The sequence below is a fragment of the Aeromicrobium sp. genome (assembly GCF_037719875.1).
Classification (GTDB): Bacteria; Actinomycetota; Actinomycetes; order Propionibacteriales; family Nocardioidaceae; genus Aeromicrobium.
On record NZ_JBBJMJ010000004.1, the window covers coordinates 56,481 to 79,155 of the forward strand.

At 67.5% G+C, this 22,675-nt stretch carries 22 protein-coding genes; 16 read left to right on the forward strand and 6 right to left on the reverse strand.

Annotated features, from left to right (window positions below; genetic code table 11):
* Positions 1–35 precede the first annotated feature (35 nt).
* From efeU to WKF39_RS06000, 3 genes are all read left to right on the forward strand, one after another.
* Positions 36–908 (forward strand): iron uptake transporter permease EfeU, encoded by an 873-nt coding sequence (efeU, locus tag WKF39_RS05990; protein ID WP_340386325.1) that lies wholly within the window; start codon positions 36–38, stop codon positions 906–908.
* A gap of 57 nt (positions 909–965) precedes the next feature.
* The gene (locus WKF39_RS05995; protein WP_340386326.1) at positions 966–2,132 is read left to right on the forward strand and encodes a serine hydrolase domain-containing protein; all 1,167 of its coding nucleotides are present in this window, start codon (positions 966–968) and stop codon (positions 2,130–2,132) included.
* 76 nt (positions 2,133–2,208) lie between these two features.
* Entirely contained in the window at positions 2,209–2,799 is a 591-nt protein-coding gene (locus tag WKF39_RS06000) for a hypothetical protein (protein WP_340386327.1), read from the forward strand.
* A 197-nt stretch (positions 2,800–2,996) separates the two neighbouring features.
* On the opposite strand, the gene WKF39_RS06005 is transcribed toward WKF39_RS06000, so the two are convergent.
* Entirely contained in the window at positions 2,997–3,974 is a 978-nt protein-coding gene (locus tag WKF39_RS06005; protein WP_340386328.1) for an aldo/keto reductase, read from the reverse strand.
* 87 nt (positions 3,975–4,061) lie between these two features.
* On the opposite strand from WKF39_RS06005, the gene WKF39_RS06010 reads away from it, so the two are divergent.
* The 7 genes from WKF39_RS06010 to WKF39_RS06040 all read left to right on the forward strand — a co-directional run bounded on the left by WKF39_RS06010 (position 4,062) and on the right by WKF39_RS06040 (position 11,929).
* Positions 4,062–4,406: a hypothetical protein gene (locus tag WKF39_RS06010; RefSeq protein WP_340386329.1), complete on the forward strand. Its 345-nt coding sequence runs from the start codon at positions 4,062–4,064 to the stop codon at positions 4,404–4,406.
* Positions 4,407–4,469: 63 nt separating this feature from the next.
* Positions 4,470–6,764, forward strand: coding sequence for a protein translocase subunit SecD (gene secD / locus WKF39_RS06015; protein ID WP_340386330.1), 2,295 nt, complete (start codon positions 4,470–4,472; stop codon positions 6,762–6,764).
* 130 nt (positions 6,765–6,894) lie between these two features.
* The gene (locus WKF39_RS06020) at positions 6,895–7,422 is read left to right on the forward strand and encodes a TM2 domain-containing protein (RefSeq protein ID WP_340386331.1); all 528 of its coding nucleotides are present in this window, start codon (positions 6,895–6,897) and stop codon (positions 7,420–7,422) included.
* A gap of 883 nt (positions 7,423–8,305) precedes the next feature.
* Positions 8,306–8,701 carry a hypothetical protein gene (locus WKF39_RS06025; RefSeq protein WP_340386332.1) on the forward strand — a complete coding sequence of 132 codons (396 nt, stop codon included), beginning with the start codon at positions 8,306–8,308 and terminating at the stop codon, positions 8,699–8,701.
* 44 nt (positions 8,702–8,745) lie between these two features.
* Positions 8,746–10,119, forward strand: coding sequence for a cystathionine beta-synthase (locus WKF39_RS06030; RefSeq protein ID WP_340386333.1), 1,374 nt, complete (start codon positions 8,746–8,748; stop codon positions 10,117–10,119).
* Positions 10,116–11,288, forward strand: coding sequence for a cystathionine gamma-synthase (locus WKF39_RS06035; protein ID WP_340386334.1), 1,173 nt, complete (start codon positions 10,116–10,118; stop codon positions 11,286–11,288). Before WKF39_RS06030 ends, WKF39_RS06035 begins: the two co-directional genes overlap by 4 nt.
* 41 nt (positions 11,289–11,329) lie before the next feature.
* Positions 11,330–11,929, forward strand: coding sequence for a DUF998 domain-containing protein (locus WKF39_RS06040; RefSeq protein WP_340386335.1), 600 nt, complete (start codon positions 11,330–11,332; stop codon positions 11,927–11,929).
* A gap of 1 nt (position 11,930) precedes the next feature.
* Here WKF39_RS06040 and WKF39_RS06045 read toward each other — a convergent pair whose 3' ends face one another.
* From WKF39_RS06045 to rmuC, 3 genes are all read right to left on the reverse strand, one after another.
* Positions 11,931–12,347 carry a universal stress protein gene (locus WKF39_RS06045; protein WP_340386336.1) on the reverse strand — a complete coding sequence of 139 codons (417 nt, stop codon included), beginning with the start codon at positions 12,345–12,347 and terminating at the stop codon, positions 11,931–11,933.
* 1 nt (position 12,348) lies between these two features.
* The gene (locus WKF39_RS06050) at positions 12,349–13,836 is read right to left on the reverse strand and encodes an APC family permease (protein ID WP_340386338.1); all 1,488 of its coding nucleotides are present in this window, start codon (positions 13,834–13,836) and stop codon (positions 12,349–12,351) included.
* Between the two features lie 111 nt (positions 13,837–13,947).
* Positions 13,948–15,288, reverse strand: coding sequence for a DNA recombination protein RmuC (rmuC, locus tag WKF39_RS06055; protein WP_340386340.1), 1,341 nt, complete (start codon positions 15,286–15,288; stop codon positions 13,948–13,950).
* A 99-nt stretch (positions 15,289–15,387) separates the two neighbouring features.
* Here rmuC and WKF39_RS06060 point away from each other — a divergent pair, with 99 nt between their 5' ends.
* The 4 genes from WKF39_RS06060 to tgt are packed head-to-tail and all read left to right on the forward strand — an operon-like array spanning position 15,388 to position 18,542.
* Complete coding sequence (locus WKF39_RS06060; protein ID WP_340386341.1) at positions 15,388–16,008, forward strand: NAD(P)H-dependent oxidoreductase; 621 nt, start codon at positions 15,388–15,390, stop codon at positions 16,006–16,008.
* Positions 16,009–16,018: 10 nt separating this feature from the next.
* Positions 16,019–16,663, forward strand: coding sequence for a hypothetical protein (locus WKF39_RS06065; RefSeq protein WP_340386344.1), 645 nt, complete (start codon positions 16,019–16,021; stop codon positions 16,661–16,663).
* Positions 16,664–16,668: 5 nt separating this feature from the next.
* On the forward strand, positions 16,669–17,322 hold the full coding sequence (locus WKF39_RS06070; RefSeq protein ID WP_340386545.1) for a M50 family metallopeptidase: 654 nt from the start codon (positions 16,669–16,671) through the stop codon (positions 17,320–17,322).
* A 20-nt stretch (positions 17,323–17,342) separates the two neighbouring features.
* On the forward strand, positions 17,343–18,542 hold the full coding sequence (tgt, locus tag WKF39_RS06075) for a tRNA guanosine(34) transglycosylase Tgt (RefSeq protein WP_340386346.1): 1,200 nt from the start codon (positions 17,343–17,345) through the stop codon (positions 18,540–18,542).
* Positions 18,543–18,664: 122 nt separating this feature from the next.
* Here the strand turns inward: tgt and WKF39_RS06080 are convergent, their stop codons facing one another.
* Both WKF39_RS06080 and WKF39_RS06085 read right to left on the reverse strand, forming a co-directional pair.
* Complete coding sequence (locus WKF39_RS06080) at positions 18,665–19,639, reverse strand: IS481 family transposase (protein ID WP_340386347.1); 975 nt, start codon at positions 19,637–19,639, stop codon at positions 18,665–18,667.
* A 210-nt stretch (positions 19,640–19,849) separates the two neighbouring features.
* On the reverse strand, positions 19,850–20,575 hold the full coding sequence (locus WKF39_RS06085; RefSeq protein WP_340386349.1) for a queuosine precursor transporter: 726 nt from the start codon (positions 20,573–20,575) through the stop codon (positions 19,850–19,852).
* A gap of 44 nt (positions 20,576–20,619) precedes the next feature.
* On the opposite strand from WKF39_RS06085, the gene WKF39_RS06090 reads away from it, so the two are divergent.
* Both WKF39_RS06090 and WKF39_RS06095 read left to right on the forward strand, forming a co-directional pair.
* The gene (locus tag WKF39_RS06090) at positions 20,620–21,873 is read left to right on the forward strand and encodes a geranylgeranyl reductase family protein (protein ID WP_340386350.1); all 1,254 of its coding nucleotides are present in this window, start codon (positions 20,620–20,622) and stop codon (positions 21,871–21,873) included.
* 84 nt (positions 21,874–21,957) lie between these two features.
* Positions 21,958–22,674, forward strand: a complete 717-nt coding sequence (locus WKF39_RS06095) for a hypothetical protein (protein WP_340386351.1) — start codon at positions 21,958–21,960, stop codon at positions 22,672–22,674.
* The last annotated feature ends 1 nt before the right edge of the window (position 22,675 follow it).

Consider the following 22,675-nt stretch of genomic DNA (forward strand, 5'->3'; position numbering starts at 1 on the left):
GCAGAGGTTAGCCAGACCTAAGTTAGGATCGACGGGTGCTTGCCAACTTCCTGATCGGCCTACGTGAGGGCCTCGAGGCCAGCCTGATCGTCAGCATCCTCATCGCCTATCTCGTCAAGACCCGTCGTCGACACGAGATCCGCTATGTCTGGGCCGGAGTCGCCGCAGCCCTCGTGCTCGTGGTCGTGGCCTTCACCGTGGTGACGATCGTCTTCGACCAGCTGTCCTTCAAGGCCCAGGAGGCGGTCGGCGGCACCCTGTCGATCCTCGCCGCGATACTCGTGACCTGGATGATCTTCTGGATGCGGCGCACCGCCCGCACCCTCAAGCGCGAGCTCGAGGGGCAGATGGCCGACGCGCTCGCGCTCGGACCGTTCGCCCTGGCGATCGTCGCGTTCCTCACCGTCGGGCGCGAGGGCCTGGAGACAGCGGCGATCATCTGGTCGACGATCATCAGCAGCACCACGGCCGAGCCCTTCGTCGGCGCGACCCTCGGCATCGTTGTGGCGGTGGTGCTGGGCGCCGGCATCTACCGAGGAGCCATCAAGGTCAACCTCGGCAAGTTCTTCACCATCACGGGCTATCTGCTGATCGTCGTCGCGGCGGGGGTGCTGGCATACGGTGTGCACGACCTGCAGGAGGCCGCGTTCCTACCTCGACTGACCGGTGAGGTCGGCGGCCTGACCAATCTGGGCAATCAGGCGTTCGACATCTCCTCGACGATCCCGCCCGACAGCTGGTACGGAACCCTGCTCAAGGGCACCATCAACTTTCAGCCCAACCCCAGCTGGCTCCAGACCCTGGCCTGGCTCGGCTACCTCGCGATTGTCCTGCCGCTCTACCTGCGCAAGCCCACGCCGAAGGCGACGCCTGTTGCTCAGCCCGCGAGCGGGACCGCACGTCGCTAGTCCGGCGACACACCGTAGGCCCGTCGTCTGGGTTGAGGTGCCGGTTACCGTTGTCGCATGACGGAGGCCTCCGGCACCTACACCGCGCCCTTCACGGCGCTGGCAGAGTTGCTGCACGCCCGCGTCGAGGATGGCACTGAGCGGGGCGCGAGTCTGTGCGTGATCCAGGACGGCGAGGTGCTCGTCGACATCTGGGATGGCTGGTTCGACCGGGATTCGACTGTTCCGTGGCAGCGCGACACCATCACGCCGGTGTGGTCGACGACCAAGGTCATGACCAATCTCGCCGCCCTCGTGCTCGTCGAACGGGGGGAGCTCGACCTCGATTCAGCTGTCGCGACCTACTGGCCCGAGTTCGCAGCGGGCGGCAAGGAGCACATCACGGTGGCTCAGATCCTGGGCCATGCCTCCGGCGTCAGCGGTTGGACGAGCCCGGTCGAGGTCGATCACCTGTATGACTGGGAGCGCTCGACCTCCCTGCTCGCCGCCCAGGAGCCGTGGTGGGAGCCCGGCACGGCCTCGGGCTATCACCTGCTCAACCAGGGCCATCTGGTCGGTGAGGTCGTCCGGCGGATCACCGGCATCACCCTCGGGCAGTTCTTCGCAAAGGAGATCGCCGGTCCGCTCGCGGCCGACTTCCACATCGGCCTCGACCCCGCCCACGACGCACGGGTGTCCCCGCTCAGCTCGCCTCGCCCCCTCACGCTCCAGACGCCCCCCGCCGAACCGTCGGACATACAGATGCGGACATTTGCCAATCCGTTCCTGCCCGCACGTGAAGCCAACTCCGAGCGCTGGCGACGGGCCGAGCTCCCGGCACTCAACGGTCACGGCAATGCGCGCTCGATGGCCCGGATCCAATCCCTCATCTCCCACGGCGGGGAGGTCGACGGCATACGCCTGTTGTCCCCCGACACGATCGATCGCATCTTCGAGGTCCAGGCCTCCGGCATCGATCTGGTGCTCGGCGTCAAGGCGACATTCGGCGTCGGGTGGGCGCTGCCCGAGCCCGAATCGATGCCATCGGTGGCGCCGGGTCGACGATGCTATTGGGGCGGACTCGGTGGTTCCGTGGTCATCAACGACCTCGAGCGACGCCTGACCATCGCCTATGCCATGAACCGCATGGTCTTCGAGGCCATTCCGGCCGGCAACGGCCAGCGCCCCTGCGGTGACTCGCGATCCGATGAGTATGTCGCGGCGATCGAGGCGGCGATCGCATGAGCGAGCGCCAGCGAGCGAACCAGATGACGGGGATCATGCCCCTGCCGTACCGTGCCTTTCTGACGGCAGCAGCGGCATGAATGAGTTCAAGCGGCCGTCACTGCCAGGGGCTGCGCTCTTCGAGGCGCAGGCCGAAGGGGCCGACCCAGCCGAGATGGCAGCCGCCGGTCACCGCATCGCCAACCTCCTCGTTCGCGGGCCGCGCTCCGACAACGACCAGGGCCTGGTCGATCGCGTGCTCCACCTGGCGGACGAGGAGGGGCTCGGCGTCATCGCCGACCTGTGGTCCCACGCCGCGGCTGACAGCCTGGCCGGAACGCTCTGGCGGCTCTATCTCCTGCGCACCTGGGTCTACCGGCAGCCGGAGCAAGCGGCACGCGAGTTCGCAGCCGGCAAGGCATACGCACCGGTGCACGAAGTGCTGGCCGGAGTCGTCGATCCGCCCGGTCCCGAGGAGGTCATCGCGCTGGTCGACACAGTCGTGCGAGGCATCGTCGGCGACGATTTCGACGTCACGCTGGATCGTGCGGCGTCGTTTGCGCACATCGTCGGCGTGGGCCGGGCGCAGCTCGAGAGCGGGGATCCCCAGAGCGCGGCCAAGCTCGTCGACACGGCGGTGCACCTACGTCGGGCCGCCGAGCTCGAGCGAGCGTCTCGACTGCACTGACACGCGGCGGACGTCCCGCACTCGTTGCCTTGTGTTGCGCCGTCGCTCGGATAGGCTTGCTGCTGCGTCGGGCTGTGGTAGCCCCGGGTCCCAAAATTAGCCGCTTCGAGCGGCCACGCGCCGTGAGGCGCTTCCCAGCCCGACGCGACCCTCACCCGATGTCGATGAGCTGGTTGACGTGGCTAGTTTTGATGAGGCTAGTTCCAGCGAGGTGCGAACGTCGTGTAGGACTGCCCGGGCCGGCCGAGCGTCGCTAGCTCGTCAAGATCCCCCGGTGCCGGTGTCCACTCAGCCGCCGCGGCATTGGCCGCGATCTGCTCGGGCCCGGTGGCGCCTGCGATGACACTCGCCACGGCAGGCTGGGCAGCCAGCCCTCCGATCGCGAGATCCAGGATCGAGATGCCGCGCGACGCCGCAAAGATCTCCAGTGCCTCGATCCGGTCCCAGTCCGCATCCGCCAGCCGCTGCGTCTGTGTGGCGAGGCGCGTACCGGCCGGGGCCGACTCGCCACGCCCGTACTTGCCGGTCAGCAGGCCGTACGCGAGCGGGAAGTAGGGCAGGATGCCGACGCCGAGCGCAAGGCAGGCCGGGACCAGCTCGACCTCCGCCGTCCGGTTGTAGAGCGAGTACTCGTTCTGCGCCGTCACGAACGACTCGAGCTCGTTGGTCCGCGAGATCCAGTCGGCGTCGACGAGCTGCCACGCCTGCAGGTTGGAGCAACCGATCACGCGGACCTTGCCCTCGACCACCAGCTCGTTCATCGCGGCAAGGGTCTCCTCAATCGGTGTCGACGGATCGGGCGTGTGCAGCTGGTAGAGGTCGATGTAGTCCGTCCCGAGTCGTTGCAGGCTCGCCTCGACAGCTGTCCTGACATATGCCGCCGAGCCACGCCGTCCGCCGTCATCGCCGTTGAGGCCCTGCATGTCCATCCCGAACTTCGTCGCGATGACCACCTCGTCCCGACGGCCACGCAACGCCTCACCGAGCAGCAGCTCGCTCTGGCCGGTGCCGTAGGTGTCTGCGGTGTCGAAGAAGTCGATGCCGCGAACGATCGCCGCATCGACGACGGCCGTGGTCTGGTCGGAGTCGATCCGGGTGCCGAAGGCGTTGCAGCCGACCCCGACGGTCGAGACGGTGATGTCACTTGATCCGAGTGCTCGTCGCGTGGTGGTCATGCGCCCAGCCTAGGCAGGCTCAACGCCGTGGCTCGCGCACCTGGCGCTCCGCGCCGAGCGCCGCTTCCGCTCCCGTAGACTCGCCGAATGCTCACGATGCCCACGGCGCGCAGGACTGCCGCCGTGCTGACGGTGGCACTCATCGCCGCCCTGCTCGTGACGCTCGGCATGGTGTCCCGCACATCGAGCCAACGAGTCAGCGTGGCCTCGAGCCAGGTCGGCGCAGCGGTCAAGGCCGGTCGTGTCCCTCAGACATTCATCGTGGCCGGCCACGATCAGCAAGCCCCGCTCCAGCTCGACCTCGCGTCGACTCCCCCGAGCACCAACCCGGACCTGCGCTCCGCTGAGGTCGTCGCGGCACCCGATCAGACGGCCGCGCTCCTCAGTCGTGATGTCGTTGCGCCGATCGGACGCGCGCCGCCGGTCAGCTAGGCCTGCGTCCACCCATCCACCCATCCGCCCGCGCCATTCGGCGTACCCCTCGAAAGTCCTGATATGTCCCGTGCTCCCATGTGGCGCGCCGTCGCTGCATTCGCCGTCATCGCCATCTCGCTCGCCCTGGCACTCACCAGCTCTGCCAAGCTCGGCCTCGATCTCAAGGGCGGGACCCAGATCGTGCTCGAGACCAAGGACTCCGAGCGGGTCAAGGCAGACGCCGAGTCCACCGATCGCGCGCTCACCGTCTTGCGCGGCCGAGTTGACGCGCTCGGTGTTGCCGAGCCGACGCTTGCCAGGTCCGGCTCCAACCGCATCATCGTCGAGCTGCCAGGTGTGCAGGACCCGCGCGAGGCGGCCAAAGTCATCGGCCAGACTGCACAGCTGTCATTTCACGAGGTGCTGAGCGTCCCGACCGCAGGGCAGAAGCCCGGCAAGGACGAGAAGATCGTCAACGACGAGTCGGGCGCACCCGTGCTCATCGGCAAGCCGCTCCTCGACGGCAACGGGGTCAAGGACGCCGCCGAGGGCACCCCCGACGGCGGTATCGGCGAGTGGGTCGTCAACGTCGAGTTCAACGGACAGGGCAGCAGCGGGTGGAAGCAGCTTGTCGCGGACGCGTGCGCCAACACCAGTGCCGGCAACCGGGTGGCGATCCTGCTCGACGACAAGGTCATCTCCTCACCCGGCGTCGTGCCCGACCTGTGCCAGGCCGGCGGCGGGAACAGCACGAGCATCAGCGGCGACTTCAGCCAGGCCTCCGCCAAGGACCTCTCCGTGCTGATCAAGGGCGGCGCGCTCCCGGTGCCGGTCGAGGTCGTGGAGCAGCGGACCGTCGGCGCGACCCTCGGCGATGTCGCGATCGACGCCTCGATCGAGGCCGCGCTCATCGGCATCATCCTCACCGGGTTGTTCATCATCTTCGTCTACCGCCTCGTCGGCCTGCTTGCCACGATCGCCCTCGGGTCATACGCCCTGATCTCCTACGGCCTGCTGGTCTGGCTGGGCGCCACACTGACGTTGCCCGGCCTCGCTGGTTTCGTCCTCGCGATCGGGCTCGCGATCGATGCCAACGTCCTCGTGTTCGAGCGAGCGCGCGAGGAGTACGCAGAACGTACGGCAGCCGGGCTCTCCCCTGCCCTCAACACGGGCTTCAACAAGGCCTGGTCGGCGATCATCGACTCGAACGTGACGACCTTGTTGGCCGCGGCGCTGCTGTTCTTCTTCGCGTCCGGGCCGGTCAAGGGCTTCGGCGTCACGCTGTCGATCGGTGTCGTCGCCTCGATGGTGTCGGCTCTGGTCATCGCGCGGGTGCTCGCCGAATGGGCCATGCGCCGCGCGATCGTGCGCAAGCGCCCGGGTCTCAGCGGCCTCGCCGGGACCGGTCGCATCCGCATGTGGCTCACCGAGAGCGGCCCCGACCTGATGAAGCGAAGCGGCACCTGGATCGCGGTGACACTGGTCGTCGCGGTGGTCTCGATCGGCGGTATCGCGCTGCGCGGGCTCAACCTCGGCGTCGAGTTCACCGGCGGACGGCTGCTGGAGTTCTCGACCTCGCAACAGGTCGACGTCGAGGAGGCTCGCGACGCGGTCGGTGACGCGGGATTTGCCAAGGCAGTCGTGCAGTCGTCCTCGGGCAACGGCGCCAACGAGAACATCACGGTCCGCCTCGACAACATCACCAACGACGAGGCGTTCGAGATCGAGCAGGCGCTCGCAGGGGTCGCCGGCGACGTCGAGAAGGAGCGGGACGAGCTGGTCGGTCCCAGCCTCGGCGACGAGCTGAGGGACAAGGCCCTGATCGCGTTCGCCATCGCCATCGCGGCGCAGATGCTCTATCTTGCCTGGCGGTTCCGCTGGACCTACGCAGCTGCAGCGGTGCTCTCGATGTCGTCGGTCGTGCTGACAGTCGTCGGCACGTTCGCCTGGTGGGGCAAGCCGATCGATGGGGTCTTCCTCGCCGCGGTGCTCTCGATCATCGGTCTGGCGGTCAACGACACGATCGTGGTGTTCGACCGCATCCGCGAACATACGGGCGAGAACCGGAAGCGACCCCTACGTGATGTCGTCAACGAGGCGATCCTGCAGACGATCCCGCGGACGATCAACACCGGGCTCGGCGCGATGTTCATCCTCGCCGCTCTCGCGCTCCTCGGCGGCGACTCGCTGACCGACTTCGCGATCGCGCTGCTGCTGGGGCTCTCGGTCGGCATCCTGTCGACGATCTTCACCGCCTCGGCTCTCGCGGTGGTGCTCGAGGAGCGGTGGCCGTTTGATCCATCGGATCCACGCAAGCGAGTCATCGATCCCTACGCGAACGTCGACGACGGCCGTTCCACCGGTGCCGTGATCTGACCCAACCCTCCCCTCCCCTCCGCCCCCGCTTTCCGCTGGGAGTGACACTTTTGATGCGACACGCCTGTCGAAATCTCCAAAGCGTCACTCCCAGCGCGGACGGTGGGACTCGGGCACCTAGGGTGTGGGCATGACGACGACCCCGCCTGAGCCCGAGGACGGCAACGAGCCGACCGTGCCACTTCCTCCGCAGAGCGGTGGGCCCTATCCCGGTCCGTCCGATCAGCCCCCGCCTCCCCCTCCCTACGGCGCCCCTCCCGGTGCCCAGGCGCCTCCGGGCTACGCACCGCCGACCCAGGGCTACGCACCGCCGACCCAGGGCTACGCACCGCCGACCCAGGGTTACGCACCGCCGACCCAGGGTTATCCGCCCCCACCCGGCCACCCTTACGGCGCCGGCCCCGGTGCGCCCTGGGGTGTGCACCCGGTGACCGGTGTCCCGTACTCAGACAAGCAGAAGCTGATCGCCGGCATCCTGCAGATCGTTCTGCCGCTTGGCATCGGACGCTTCTACATCGGCGACACCGGGGTTGGGGTGGCCCAGCTCCTCGTCACGATCTTCACCTGCGGCATCGGTGCACTGTGGCCGTTCATTGACGGCATCCTCATGCTCACCGGCGACCCCAACGACAGCCAGGGTCGCCCACTTCGGCCTTGATGGTTTTCCACAGAGAACCGGCTGGGGGCTGACAGAACCGCATCTGCTTCGGTAGTTTGTCCGCTATGCGATTCGGGGGAATTGTCTTGGTGGCCTTATTGACGCTGGGCGCGTGCTCGTCCGATCCTGCGCCCAAGGAGCCGAAACCCAGCCCCACCCCGACAAGCCCCACCCCCACCGCCACTGCGCCGTCGATGCCGCCGCAGGCAAAGCAGGACACTCCTTCCGGGGCCGCGAACTTCGTGAAGCACTACGTAGATCTGGTCAACTTCGCGGCGAACACTGGGCACGTAGGACCGATGAAGTCGGCGTCACGTAGGTGTCAGCCGTGTGACAGCTACGCAGCCGAGTTCGCGAAGCCACCTGTTGACGGTGAGCGCTTCGGAGGAGTCTTGTGGCGACTGAAGGACGCATCCGTGAGCCGCACGAGGTCGCCACTTGAGGTAGGTACCGAAGTATCCGTCCGAGAAGGGCGGTCGTCCCGCCGATACAGGTTCACCTTCGTCCTAACTTCTACGGCACCTTTTTCTGTGCGTGACATCTACATCTTGGAGGGCGAGTGAAGCGCGCAGTCGCGGCTCTCGTGTTGTTGTCGCTCTTCCCTCATTCTCCCGCTGCGGCTGACGTCGACGTCGCGCCAGAATCCTGGAAACCCACCCTCCACATTCGAGCCGATCGGAAGGAGCCGCCGACTGCTCGCTCAACGAGGCCCGTCGGAGATTCGCAAAGCGGGAAACGGGAAGAGTCGGTTGCCTGTTCCTCGGGGGGATCCGCCCTGGGATTCCGGTGCGAGGAGGGTGGGTTCACCGGGGCTCCGACTCGTGCTCGGCCGGGGCGGGAGCTCACCGAGGGTGACATCCTCACGGCGGCGCAGGAGATCGGCTTGCCGAGCCTCAACGTGCGCATCCAGCCGGGCGAAAAGACGCTGGTCAACATCGAGACGATCTTCTATACCCGGCCGCAGGCGTTCAACCGCAGCATCAACCTCTTGGGTTTCGACATCGATCTGGCGGCGAAACCCGGGCGATATCGCTGGGTCCACGACGACGGCACAGCGACAACGACGAGCCACCCCGGCAAGCCGTATCCAGCGATGGACGTGACACACCGATATCGCAAGCCGGCCGACGACGTGCATCCACGGGTGGACGTGACCTATCAGGTCCGATACCGCGTCGACGCCGGTCCGTGGCAAACCCTCGGGCAAACACTCGAGGCGTCCGGACCGGCCGCCGAGCTCGACGTCAAGGAGGCCGCACCCGTCCTCGTCAAACCCTGACGACGGGGAGGTCGAGGTGAGCCGCCGAGTGCAAGAATGGCGGCATGCCCATTGCAAATCACATCGTTGAGCTGATCGGCAACACCCCGCTGGTCCGCCTCAACTCAGTCACCTCCGCGGGATCCGCGACCGTGGCAGCCAAGATCGAGTACCTCAACCCCGGTGGCAGCGCCAAGGACCGCATCGCGGTCAAGATGGTCGACGCCGCCGAAGCATCCGGAGCGCTCAAGCCTGGTGGCACGATTGTCGAGCCGACCTCTGGAAACACCGGCATCGGTCTGGCCCTGGTCGCACAGCAGCGCGGCTACAAGTGCATCTTCGTCTGCCCTGACAAGGTCGGCGAGGAGAAGCGCAACGCGATGCGCGCCTACGGAGCCGAGGTCGTGGTCTGCCCAACATCAGTGCCCCCGGAGCACCCCGACAGCTACTACAACGTGTCCGACCGCCTCGTGACCGAGACCGAGGGCGCCTGGAAGCCCGACCAGTACTCCAACCCGGCTGGGCCCGAGAGCCACTACGAGACGACCGGGCCCGAGATCTGGGCCGACACCGATGGCAAGGTGACGCACTTCGTCGCCGGCGTCGGCACGGGCGGCACGATCACCGGCGTCGGCCGCTACCTCAAGGAGATGTCCGGCGGCAAGGTCAAGATCATCGGCGCAGACCCCGAGGGCTCGGTGTACTCCGGCGGCAGCGGTCGCCCCTACCTCGTCGAAGGTGTCGGCGAAGACTTCTGGCCCAGCGCCTACGACCCGGAAGTCCCCGACCAGATCATCGCCGTCTCGGACGCCGACTCGTTCGAGATGACCCGCCGTCTCGCCCGCGAGGAAGGCCTGCTCGTCGGCGGCTCGTGCGGCATGGCCACCGTCGCCGCACTCCAGGTCGCGGCCGAGGCCGGGCCGGACGCCGTGGTAGTCGTGCTCCTGCCTGACGGCGGACGTGGCTACCTCGCGAAGATCTTCAACGACGACTGGATGTCGTCCTACGGGTTCCTCCGCGAGCCGCTCGGCACGCCGCACCAGCTCACTGTCGGCGAGCTCCTACTGAGCAAGAGCGGCGGGATGCCAGCCCTGGTGCACACCCATCCCTCGGAGACTCTCCGAGACGCGATCGAGATCCTGCGCGAATACAACGTCTCGCAGATGCCCGTCGTCGGCGCCGAACCGCCGGTCGTCATCGGCGAGGTCGCGGGCAGCGTCAACGAGCGCGCACTCATCAGTGCCGTGTTCGAGGGCCGCGCGATGCTGACCGATGCCGTGTCGAAGCACATGGAGCCGCCGCTCCCCCTGCTCGGCTCCGGCGAGAGCATCGACGACGCCCTCAAGGCACTCACGACCAGCGACGCCGTCATGGTCATCGAGGACGGCAAGCCGCTCGGCGTCCTCACCCGCCACGACCTCCTGGGAGTTCACGTATGAGCGAGCGCAGGAGCGCCCAGGACGAGGGTGCCTGGCAGGGCTTCGCCACCCGGGCGATCCACGCCGGCTATGAACCCAACCACGACAACGGTGCGGTCAACGTGCCGATCTATGCCAGCTCGACGTTCCAGCAGGACGGCGTCGGCGGCATGCGGGGCGGCTACGAGTACGCGCGCACCGGCAACCCCACGCGTACCGCGCTGGAAGCCAATCTCGCCGCACTCGAGGGAGGTGCCCACGGACGCGCCTTCAGCTCCGGCATGGCCGCAACCGACTGCGCGATCCGCTCGCTGCTGCGGCCAGGGGACCACCTCGTCATCCCCGACGACGCCTATGGCGGCACGTTCCGGCTGATCGACAAGGTCTTCAGCCAGTGGGGCATCACCTATACCGTCGCCGCGGTCAACGACCTCGACGCGATCCGTGCGGCAGTCACCGACGCGACCAAGGCGATCTGGATCGAGACGCCGACCAATCCCCTGCTCAATGTCGGCGACATCGCCGCGATCAGCGAGATCGCACATGCGGCGGACGCCACGCTCGTCGTCGACAACACCTTTGCCTCGCCCTATCTCCAACAGCCGCTGGCCCTTGGCGCCGACGTCGTGCTGCACTCGACCACGAAATATCTCGGTGGACACTCAGATGTCGTGGGAGGTGCTCTCATCACCGACGACGAGGCTCTCGACCATGCCTTCGCCTTCCTCCAGAACGGCTCCGGTGGCGTCCCGGGACCCTTCGACGCCTACCTCACGATGCGCGGCGCCAAGACCCTCGCGGTCCGGATGGACAAGCACTGTGACAACGCCGAGGCGGTCGTGGACGTCCTCCAAGGCCATCCGGCGATCGCGACGGTGCTCTATCCGGGTCTGCCCGAGCACCCGGGACACGAGGTCGCGGCCAAGCAGATGAACCGGTTCGGCGGCATGGTGTCCGTACGTCTCGCCGGTGGGCGCCAGGCCGCGCTCGACTTCTGCGCCCGCACTGAGCTGTTCATCCTCGCGGAGAGCCTGGGTGGCATCGAGTCACTGATCGAGCACCCCGGTGCGATGACGCACGCGTCCACCGAGGGATCGCTGCTCGAGGTCCCGCAGGATTTGGTACGCCTGTCAGTCGGCATCGAGGACATCGCCGACCTGATCGGCGATCTCGAGCAGGCGCTCCGCTGACCTCCGGCGGACGCAGCCGGCTCCTCGGGGTCGCCGCGTGGATGCTGCAGCCGCTCTACATCGTCCTGGAGATCGTCGTCGGCCTGCAGGCCTCGGCCGACTATCGCTTCGCTGACAGCACGATCAGCGATCTCGGCAACACGGCCTGCCGGGTCATCCGGGGTGACACGCTGTGCTCGCCGTGGCACAGCGTGATGAACGTCGGGTTCGTCTACTTCGGCTGCTCGCTGGCCATCGGGGCCCTCCTGCTCGGCTCACGGATCCTGCCGGGCCGAGCGGGCGCAGCGGCCGTCCTGCTGTGGTGCACGTCGGGTCTCGGCTCGGTCGGCGTCGGCCTGATCCCGGTCAACGAGCAGGGCGGACTGCACGGCCTGGTGGCGCTGCCGGTGTTCCTCGCCCAGCCAGCTGCCCTGCTGATGACCGGTGTGAGCCTGCGCGCCGCACGACGGCGGTTCGCGAAGACAACCGTCGCGGTGGCGGCCATCTCGGCGGCCGGTGTCGCAGGGTTCTTTGCACTCGTGCTGGTCGACGGCTCGGCGGGTCTGGGCGGATGGGAACGCTTGGCCCTGTGGCCGGGCTACGCGTGGGTATCGGTCATCGCGATCACGAACCTGCGGACCGTCAGGGCCGCCCACCGCTGAGTCACTCGGCGGCGGGTACGCAGAGGATCGGCCGCGCCGACAGATGCAGCAGCTTGTGGGGAGTCGAGCCCAACATCGCACCCTTGATCGGGCTCTCGCCCCAGGTGCCCACGACGATCACGCGGGCGTCGTGCTTGTCTGCGACATCGAGCAGAGCCTGCGACGGCTTGGCGTCCACGAGCTCAACCGTCGTCGGCACCCCGGCATCGTGTGCGGCCTCCACTGCGCGGGTCACCGCCGTGCGTCCGAGGGCCAGCAACGCCTCGCGGTGGCTGGCATACTCCTCGCCGACGACGCCGGGCGGGCCGATCGCATAGACGATGACGAGAGGTTCACCGAATGCGGATGCCACCTCGATCGACGCACTGAGGGCGCGCTCCGCTCCCGGGGACTCGTCATAGCCGAGGACGACTGCCATGTCAGCGCTGCTTGCCATTGACGAGGGCTGGATCGGCGACACCGGGGCGCTCATCCCAGAACGCCGGTGCGGTGAACCGCCAGTAGACCATCACGAGCACACCGGTCAGCGCGATTCCGATCCCGATCACGAGAGGCGGCCCGAGCCCGAACCACGAGACACCGCTGTAGGAGTTCTCGGGGTCCGAGAGGTCGATGATGGCCTCGACCAACAGCCAGATCAGCAGCGCGGACCCGATGAGGGGGCCGACGCCGATCAGGATGAAGTTCTTGACGCTCTCGGTGAGGTGCTTGCGGTAGTAGACCGCACAGGCGATGCCGGTCAGCGCGTAGTAGAACGCGATCAGGAGCGCCAGCGCCGACAGCGAGTCGAACAACGCGTTCTCGCTGATCTGATTGACGATGAGATACCAGGCGATCGCGATGCCGGCGACGGCCCACGTGCTCACATCGGGGGTGCGGAACCTGTGGCTGACGTGGCCGAAGGCATGCGGCAGCGCCCGACGGCGAGCCATCGACAATGCCGTCCTGGATGCGGGCAGGATCGTGGTCTGCGTGGATGCAATCGCCGAGGTGGCGACCGCGAAGAAGACGATCCAGTCCCAGCTGCCCAGAACCTCGGTCGCCAGGAGGGCGAAGACGAACTCCTCCTCATCGGCGTTGTCGGTCAGGAAGGTCGTGCCCGCATAGGCGACGACCGCGAATCCGACCGAGACGTAGGTGACAAGCAGGAGGATCGTCGACCAGATGCCGGCACGCCCCGGCGCGGACGCCGAGTCCTCGACCTCCTCGGTGAGGTTGACCGCCGACTCCCAACCCCAGTACATGAACACGCCGAGCAGCAGTCCCGCCGTCAGCGCGGTGCCACCGGCCGCGAACGGGTTGAGCCAGTCCCAGGCCGGCTTGACCGAGTCGAGCGAGCTGTCGTCGGTGTAGACGCGATAGATCGCGACGACCGCAAAGACCAGCAGGAACAACACCTGGAGCAGGATCAAGACGTTCTGGAGCTTGGCAGAACCCTCGGTGCCTGCGACACAGATGGCGGTCATGACCAGGATCAGCACGACCGCGAGCGACTGGCGCACCACGGCGTTGTCCGCCAAGTCGTCGAGGCCGAAGCCCCGCAGCCCGAAGCTCACCCCGACGTCGGCCAGCGATCCGACCACCAGGATGCCGGTCATCGTGATGGCCCAACCCCCGAGCCAACCCGCCCACGGTCCCATCGCTCGGGTGACCCACGAGAAGGTCGTGCCGCAGTCCTGGTCGACTCGATTGAGATAGAAGAAGGCCGAGGCGATCAACAGCATCGGTACGAACGAGGCGATGATGATCCCCGGCGCATGCACCCCCGCCAAGGCGACGAGCGCGCCGATCACAGCGGCGATGGAGTATGCCGGGGAAGTCGAATTGAGGCCGATCACCAGTGCGTCGACGAAGCCGATGGCTCCCGCTTTCAGCCCGTCCTGGGACTCTTCCTCGACCTGCGCCATGCGATCCGCCTCATTTTGTCGTAGACACCAAACCCTGCCGGAGACCTGCCGTCCACCAAATCATGGAAGCGGGGGTCGACCCACATTGTGGGGCCACGGTGGATCACCCGGTCAACCGGCCCGCTCGTCATTGGTCTCGACCGGCAGTCCGGTCTGCTCGAAGTCGATCTCGGGTCGACCGATGCCGGTCTCCTCGAGGACGGTGAACTCACTGGCGGTCAGCCGGCGGGTGTCACCCTCGATCTGCTTGACCTCGCCAAGCATCTTGGCCTCGTCGATGCCGTCGAGCTTGCGGGCCGTGACCAGCACGCGCCCCTCCAGCGATCCGGCGAAGTCGTTGTAGGACCGGACGGTGGTCTCGATGGAGCGGCCGAGCTTGGAGACGTGGTCGGACAGCTTGCCGAGGCGCTTGTAGAGCTCGCGGCCGAGGTCGACCAGCTCTTGGGCGTTCTCGGCGAGGTCTTCCTGCTTCCAGGTCAGCGCGACGGTCTTGAGCGTGGCCCACAGGTTGACGGGCGTCGCCAGCACGATGCCGCGGCTGAAGGCGTACTCCAGCAGCGTGGGATCGGCCTCGAGCGCGGTGTTGAGGATCGCTTCGCTCGGGATGAAGGCGATCGTGTATTCGGGGCTGACCGGCAGCCCCGTCCAGTACTCCTTGCCCGCCAGGGCGTCGACGTGGCCCCGCACCTGCTTGGCGTGCTGCGTCTGCAGGGACTTGCGCTCGGTCTCGCTGATGTCGTCGCGGAAGGAGTCGATGAAGGCGCTGAACGGCACCTTGGAGTCGATCGCCACCTGCTTGCGACCGGGTAGCTTGATCACCATGTCCGGGCGGCGTGCGCCCGAGTCAGCCGAGATCGACTCCTGCACCGAGTAGTCGATGCGGTTGAGCAGGCCGGCCGACTCGACCAGGGTCTTGAGCTGGAGCTCGCCGTAGGCTCCGCGGACGGAGTTGTTGCGCAGGGCGGACGACAGCGTCTCGGCGGCCATCTTGGACTGCTCTGCACTGTGCCGCGTGGCCCGGATCTGCGCGGCGAGGTCGCCGTGCTGCTCGCTGCGCTGCTTCTCCAGATCGAGCACCTTCTGCTGCATGTCCTTCAGCTGCGCAGCGACCGGCGCGAGCTTTTGCAGGACCTTGCTCTCGACCTGCTCGGTGGCTGTGCGCTGCAGGGCCTCGGAGCGATGGCGCTCGGCGATCTCGCGGCGCTGCTCCTCACCGGCCGCCACCTGCTCGCGCAGAGCAGTGATGGTCGCCCCCGCGGTCGCGAGTCGCGTCTCGACCCCAGCACGCGCCAACGCCTCGTCATGGCGCACCTGAGCCATCGCCGCTGCGTGCTGGGCCTCCAGCACCTCGGGCGCGATCACCGTCTCGTCCGTCCGGGGCATACGCGCCAGCAACCAGCCGACCGCGACACCCAGGGCGATTCCGACCACGAGCAGCAACAACGATTCCATGCCGTCAGTCTCGCAACCGGCACCGACACATTCCGGGAGGCAGGCCGCAGGTCATGCAGATAGCACATCCAGCGCTCCGGATCCTGCCAGAATCACCCCATGGCAACCGTGATGCTCCTGCTGGCCCACCCGCGATCGACCAGCTTCTGCCACGCCATCGCGGAGCGGATCGGCGAGCGTCTCGTGTTGCTCGGCCATGAGGTGCGGTCGCACGATCTGTATGTCGAACGGTTCGACCCCCTGCTGACCGCCGACGAGTCACACACCAGCGGGGCGACGGTCGAGTCGATCCTGGCCCGGGACCCCGATGCGGTCGTCGCTCTGCACCGGGAGGAGCTTCGCCAGGCCGACGGACTGGTCGTCGTGCACCCCAACTGGTGGGGCATGCCGCCGGCGATCCTGACCGGCTGGATCGACCGGGTGGTCGTCCCCGGCGTGGCCTACCGCCTGGCTGACGCAACCGGCCATCCCGAGCCCTTGGCGCCGGTCGCCAACCTGTTCGTCGTCAACACCTCCGACACGACCGACGAGCGCGAGCGGGACCTCTACGGCGACCCCTTGGCCTCGATCTGGGGCCGATGTGTGGCCCCGTACCTCGGCGGCCCCCAGGTCACCCGTCGGGTGCTCAGGCCGGTCACCGACTCCACTCCGCAGCAGCGACAGGCCTGGCTCGACGAGCTGGACATGCTGACGACCGAGTCATTCGGGTCGGCCCCCTAGGCTGAGCGGCATGTCCAATCGGCGCGGGTTCCTCGGCGAGGTGTCCTGGTTCCAGCTTGCCGCCAGTGTCCTGGCGTCCGTGACAGCGGCATGGATCGCCTCGCGTCTCGGCGTGGCCGGCACGGTGATCGGCGCCGCACGGGGCAGCGCAGTGGTGACGGTGAGCACGGCGTTCTACGGACGTACGCTCGACAAGGGCAAGACCCTGCTCGTCACGACCGCGACCGGCACGATCATCCAGCGCCGGGTCGAGGACGGCGAGGTCGCCGAGACGTTGGAACAGGCCGCCGAGCTCGACGCCCCCGTCACGAGCGCAGAGATCATCCCTGATGAGCCCGCGTCCCGGTTGCACTGGAAGACCGTCATCGTGACGACCCTCATCGTGCTGGCCGTCGCGCTGGCCGCGATCTCGACCGTTGAGCTGATGACCGGGCGCACGCTCGACGGCTCCGGTGGCACGACGATCGGTGACACCTTTGGCGGAGAGAAGGGCGAACCGGAGCCCGCCTACCCGACCAGGAATCCGACGTCCACACCCCCGGCTACGCCCTCCACCACGACTCCGACCCCCAGCACCTCGACGCGAACGCCGACCCCGTCGGCATCCACACCGACCCCGACCGAGTCGACCGACATCGGCGAACAGACCGGCTGACGATCCTGGACACCTATTGGGCCGCCGTCGCGGCGGCTCTGGCCCTCGTCGTCATCCCACCCGTGTGGTCCGCGACCCGCCACCTGGTGACCCTGGTGCACGAGGCCGGTCACGCCGTCGCGGCGGTGTCGACCGGCCGTCGCCTCAACGCGATCCGGTTGCACACCGACACATCCGGGCTCACCGTCTCCAGCGGCAAGCCCCGCGGCCCGGGCATGATCGCCACCGCGGCAGCGGGCTATCTCGCCCCCGCGGCCCTCGGGCTCGGGTCCGTGGCGCTGGTCGACGGCGGACACACACCGTGGGCCCTGTATGCCGGGCTTGCGACCCTCGCGATGATGCTGTTGTACATACGCAACTGGTTCGGCCTGGTCGTCGTCGCCCTCAGCGGTGCCGGGGTCGGCCTGCTGATCTGGCAGGCACCCGAGCGTGTGCAGGACTTCGCCGCGCTGACCTTCGCGTGGTTCCTGCTGATCGCCGCCCCCCGGACCGTCCTCGACCTGTGGCGGCACCGGCGACGGACACGTACGAAGACGACCGACGCCGACATCCTGGCTCGCCTGACGTTCCTGCCCGCCGCGGCGTGGAACCTGCTGTTCCTGCTCCTGACTCTCGCGGCTCTGGCAGGTGCCGTACGCCTCGCGGGCCTCGCTGCCTGATCACCGGATCACCTGATTAGATGGCGGGCGTGTTCACCGTCGGCAAGGAGCTCGAAGGCGCCCTCGGGCGCAGCGGCACGATCGTGACGCCCCACGGTGACATCCGCACACCGGCGTTCATACCGGTCGGCACCCGCGCGACGGTCAAGGCGGTGCTGCCCGAGGCGATGGCCGATCTCGGGGCCCAGGCGCTGCTCGCCAATGCCTATCACCTCTACCTCCAGCCCGGCGCCGACATCATCGACGAGGCCGGCGGGCTCGGCTCGTTCATGAACTGGCCGGGTCCGACGTTCACCGACTCCGGCGGGTTCCAGGTCCTGTCGTTGGGCGCCGGCTTCAAGAAGACGCTCTCGATGACTGCGCACTCCGTGCAGGCCGACGATGTCATCGCGGAGGGCAAGGACCGGCTGGCGATCGTGGACGACGACGGAGTGACCTTCAAGAGTCACCTCGACGGGAGCAAGCACCGCTTCACCCCCGAGGTGTCGATGCAGATCCAGCACCAGCTCGGCGCGGACATCATGTTCGCGTTTGACGAGCTGACCACGCTGATGAACACCCGCGGATACCAGGTGGAGTCCCTCGCGCGTACGCAGGCGTGGGCCGAGCGGTGCGTCGTCGAGCACCAGCAGCTCTCGGCCTCACGAGCCGACCAGCCGGAGCAGGCGCTGTTCGGCGTCGTGCAGGGTGCGCAGCACGAGGACCTGCGGCGCCAGGCCGCGCGGGGTCTGGTGGGCCTGGACTTCGACGGCTATGGCGTGGGGGGCGCGATCGAGAAGGAGAGCCTCGGCGAGATCGTGCGGTGGGTGTGTGAGGAGCTCCCTCCGGACAAGCCGCGGCACCTGCTCGGCATCAGCGAGCCCGATGACCTGTTCACCGCGGTCGAGAACGGCTGCGACACGTTCGACTGTGTCTCGCCGTCCCGCGTGGCCCGGTCATCGCGGGTCTATGCCATGACCGGCCGCTACAACCTCAATGTCGCAGCGTCGCGGCGCGACTTCGGGCCGATCGATCCCGGGTGCGACTGCTACACGTGCGCGCACTACTCCAAGGCATACCTGCACCACCTGTTCAAGACCAAGGAGTATGTCGCGGCGACGCTCGCCACGATCCACAACGAGCGCTTCACCGTGCGCCTCGTCGACGACATGCGCAGCCACATCGAGGCCGGCACCTTCGCCGATTTCCGCGACGACTTCCTCGCCCGCTTCTACGGGTGACGGTTCACCTCCCCGCGCCAGCGGTTTACCACGGTCCCTAAGCAAGAGTCGTCCGCCCGAGGGAGATTTCCCGGGGGCGGACGACGTATGCCTAGGGCGGACGGTAGATCTCGACGGCTTGCCTAGGTGTTCTGTCCTGCCAGGTTGGGAACGAGGTCGGCTGGTGATGCGCCTTTGAGTGAGGTGTGTCCTCGGTGGTGATTGTAGGTGTGGAGCCAGGTGGCGAATTCAGCGACGCGTTCTGATTCGGACCGGTAGGGGCGCGCGTATGCCCATTCCTCGATCATGGTGCGGTTGAGGCGCTCGACTTTGCCGTTGGTCTGGGGCCGGTAGGGCCTGGTGCGGACGTGTTTGGCTTCGCCGAGGGTCTGGGTCCAGAGCTTGGACTTGTAACAAGAGCCGTTATCGGTCATCACGGCTCTGACCTCGATCCCGGCGTCGGCGAACCAGGCGCGGGCTCGTTCCCAGAACCCGGCGGCGGTCTCCTTGCGTTCGTTGGTGAGGATCTCGCAGTAGGCCAGCCGGGTCCGGTCATCGACAGCGTTGTGGATGAACGCGTAGCCGCGGCCACGGGTTCCGCTGTTGGCCCGGCCTGCTCGTCGACCCACAAATCGGTGGCCGCCACCGGGAGGGATCAGGCCGAGCTTCTTGATGTCGACGTGAACCAGGTCGCCGGCCTCGGCCATCTCATAGCTGCGACGCTCGCGCCGTGAGGTGCGGAGCCTGACCCCGGTGGCCGGGTCCGTCCAGCGCAGCGGCGGACACCCGTAGCGGGTCAGCACCCGGTGGACCGTAGAGACGTTCAACCCGAGCCGGTAAGCGATCCTCGCCGGTCCCCACCGGCGCGAGACCCGCAGCCCCACGATCCGGCGCTCGGTCCGCCGCGGCAGCTGGTGTGGGCACGACTTCGGACGTGAGGACCGGTCGACCATTCCGGCCTTGCCAAGTGCCCGATAGCGACTGGCCCACCGCCGCGCCGTGGTGACCGAGACATTAAAACGCTCGGCAGCACGTTCCAGCGGCCAATCGTCATCGACGACGACCTTGGCCAGACGAAGCCGACCAGTCTCTGACAAGGGGGCATTAGCGTGGGGCATGAAGACCTCCGGTGAAGGTGAGGACGCGTGGTTGCTCCACACCTCACCCGGAGGTCTTCACTCATGTCCACCCGGCACGCCGTTCCTAACGTCCGTGGACAGAACAACTAGGGCGGACGATGGATCTCGACGGCTTGCCTAGCGCGGACGGTGCGGACCCAACAGCTTGCCCCGGGCAGACGACCTTTGCTTAGGGACCGTGGTAAACCGTTAGGCCCAGTAGGTGGGTTCGCGGTCCTTCAGCATCCGGATGACGAGCATCGTCAGCGGCATGACGAGGAGCTCGACGGCGCACTTGAAGAGGAACCCCACGACGAAGTAGTTGATGAACTGGCCGGGCTCCCTGATGCCGATTGCCGAAGCGGCGATGGCGCAGAAGATGAACGTGTCGGCGGCCTCCCCCACACCGGTCGAACCCGCGAGACGGCGGAACAGTCCGGGCTCGGCGCTGTGGGCCTTCATACGCACGAGCACCCACGAGTTGAGGAACTGCCCGACCAGATAGGCGACCATCGACGCACCGACGATCTGCAGGCCCGACCACACGACGCTCTCGAATGCGTCTTGGTTTTCGTAGAAGCTCGCTCCCGGCAACGCCATGACGACCAGGAAGGTCGCAAACGTCATCAGCGCCGTCCCGAAGCCGACCAGGATCGCCCGCCGAGCCGCCTTGAAGCCGTAGACCTCGGACATCACGTCGCCGAGGATGTATGCCAGGGGGAACAGCACCGCCCCGCCGTCGGAGATGACCGGCCACACCTGGACGGGCCCGAGCGACAAGCTGCCGGAGCCGAACTCGATCGCCTTGGTTGCGGCGATGTTGGACACAACCAGCACGACGCAGAACACCGCGAGGATGACGTCGTAGTAGGACGATCCGCGTGAGGCGTAGCGGACCTCGCGGTCGGGGTGAGCGGAGGTTGTCGGCGAGCTCATGGCCCCATCCTGCCAGCCACCGCGTCTCTGGGAGAATTGGGAGCATGAGCCACGACCTGCCGACCCGCACCGACGTACTCGTCGTCGGCGCAGGTCCCGCCGGCTCCGCGGCCGCGGCCTGGGCAGCGCGCTTCGGCATGGACACCGTCCTGGCCGATGCCGCCACGTTCCCCCGGGACAAGACGTGCGGCGATGGCCTGACACCGCGCGCGATCGCCGAGCTCCAGCGACTCGGACTCGAGGACTGGGTCCGTGGCCACGGCACCAACCGTGGGCTGCGCGCAGCCGGTTTCGGCCAGGAGCTGCTGCTCCCCTGGCCCGGCGGTTCGTTGCCCGACTGGGGTTCGGCGGTCCCCCGCACCGAGCTCGACGAAAAGATCTTCCGCGTCGCCATCGAGGCCGGCGCGCACCCGCTCGAGGGCGCCCGCGCCATCGATGCCTCCCGCGACGCCTCGGGCCGGGTCACCTCCGTCACGTTCCGGGTCGGCAAGGACCGCACGCCCCACACGATCCAGTGCGACCGGCTCGTGATCGCCGACGGCGTGCGCTCGCCGCTCGGTCGCGTCCTGGGCCGTGAGTGGCACCGCGAGACCGCCTATGGTGTGGCCGGCCGCTCGTACGTGAAATCCGGCCGCAGCGACGACCCCTGGATCTCCTCGCACCTCGAGCTGCGCGGCGAGGATGATGAGCTGCTGCCGGGTTACGGCTGGATCTTCCCGCTCAGTGACGGCGAGGTCAATCTCGGAGTGGGCGCCCTCGCGACGGCCAAGCGGCCCGCCGAGCTGCAGATCCGACCACTGATGGACTACTACGCAACCCTGCGCCGTGAGGAGTGGGATCTCAGCGGAGAGCTCCGTATGCCCACCAGTGCGCTGTTGCCGATGGGCGGCGCGGTCTCGGGCGTCGCGGGCCCCAACTGGATCCTCGTCGGCGACGCGGCCGGCTGCGTCAATCCACTCAACGGCGAAGGCATCGACTACGGGCTCGAGACCGGTCGCGTCGGTGTCGAGCTGATGCGTACGACCACGGATCTCGAGGCCGCGTGGCCCACGCTGCTCACGGCTCACTACGGCGAGGCGTTCTCGATCGCCCGCCGCCTCGCCGGACTCATCACCGTTCCGGGCCTGCTGCCGACCGCTGGACCGGTCGGCATGCGGTCGCACCGCCTCATGACGTTCGCGCTCCGGGTCATGGGCAACTTCGTCACCGACGAGGACCGTGATTTCACGGCGCGCCTGTGGCGCTGGGCTGGCCGACAGTCCGTACGCCTCGACGACCGGCCGCCCTTCACCTCCTGACCCACCACCACCGGATGTGGGCACGCGACAGGCCGTCGCAGCCGCTAGCCTCGTGCCATCTGTCGTCGATCACCGAGGAACCACATGACCACGGCTCCCCCACCTCCGCCCTATTACCAACCCAGGCCCAAGCCATACGACATAGGCGAGGCTCTCGGCTGGGGGTGGCGCAAGTTCCTCGAGCACAAGACGGTGTTCATCGTCGGGATGCTGCCGATGCTCGTGGTGATCATCGGGTTCTACACCGCCTACTTCGTCTTGTACCTCGACCTCTTCCTCAACGGCGACGACATGACCGATGCCGAGGCAGGTGACCTCTTCATGTGGGTGGGAGTCGCCGCCGGGGTGCTCCTACTCCTCATGGTCCCGATCTCGGTGCTGCAGGCCAACCTGATACGAGTCGCCCTGGTGGTGGCCGACGGGGGCCGCCCGACCCTCTCGATGCTCTACAGCACGAAGCGCGTCGGCCGGATCCTCGTCACGACGATCACCCTCGGCGCCGCGACGTTCGTCGGTATGTTGCTCTGCTACCTCCCTGGTCTCGCGTTCGCGGCCTTCGCCTTCTATACGCTGCCGTTCGTCCTCGATCAGGACATGCGGCCGATCCAAGCCATCAAGGCGAGCTTTGCGCTGGTGCGCTCGCATCTGGGCATCAGCCTGCTCACGGTGCTCGTCGTCAGCATCATCGGAAGCCTCGGCACCTACGCGTGCGTCATCGGGATCGTCGCGTCGGTCCCGATCGCGTTGTTGGCGCAGGTCTACTGCTACCGCGCGCTGATACTCGGCACCGTCCGGCCCTGAC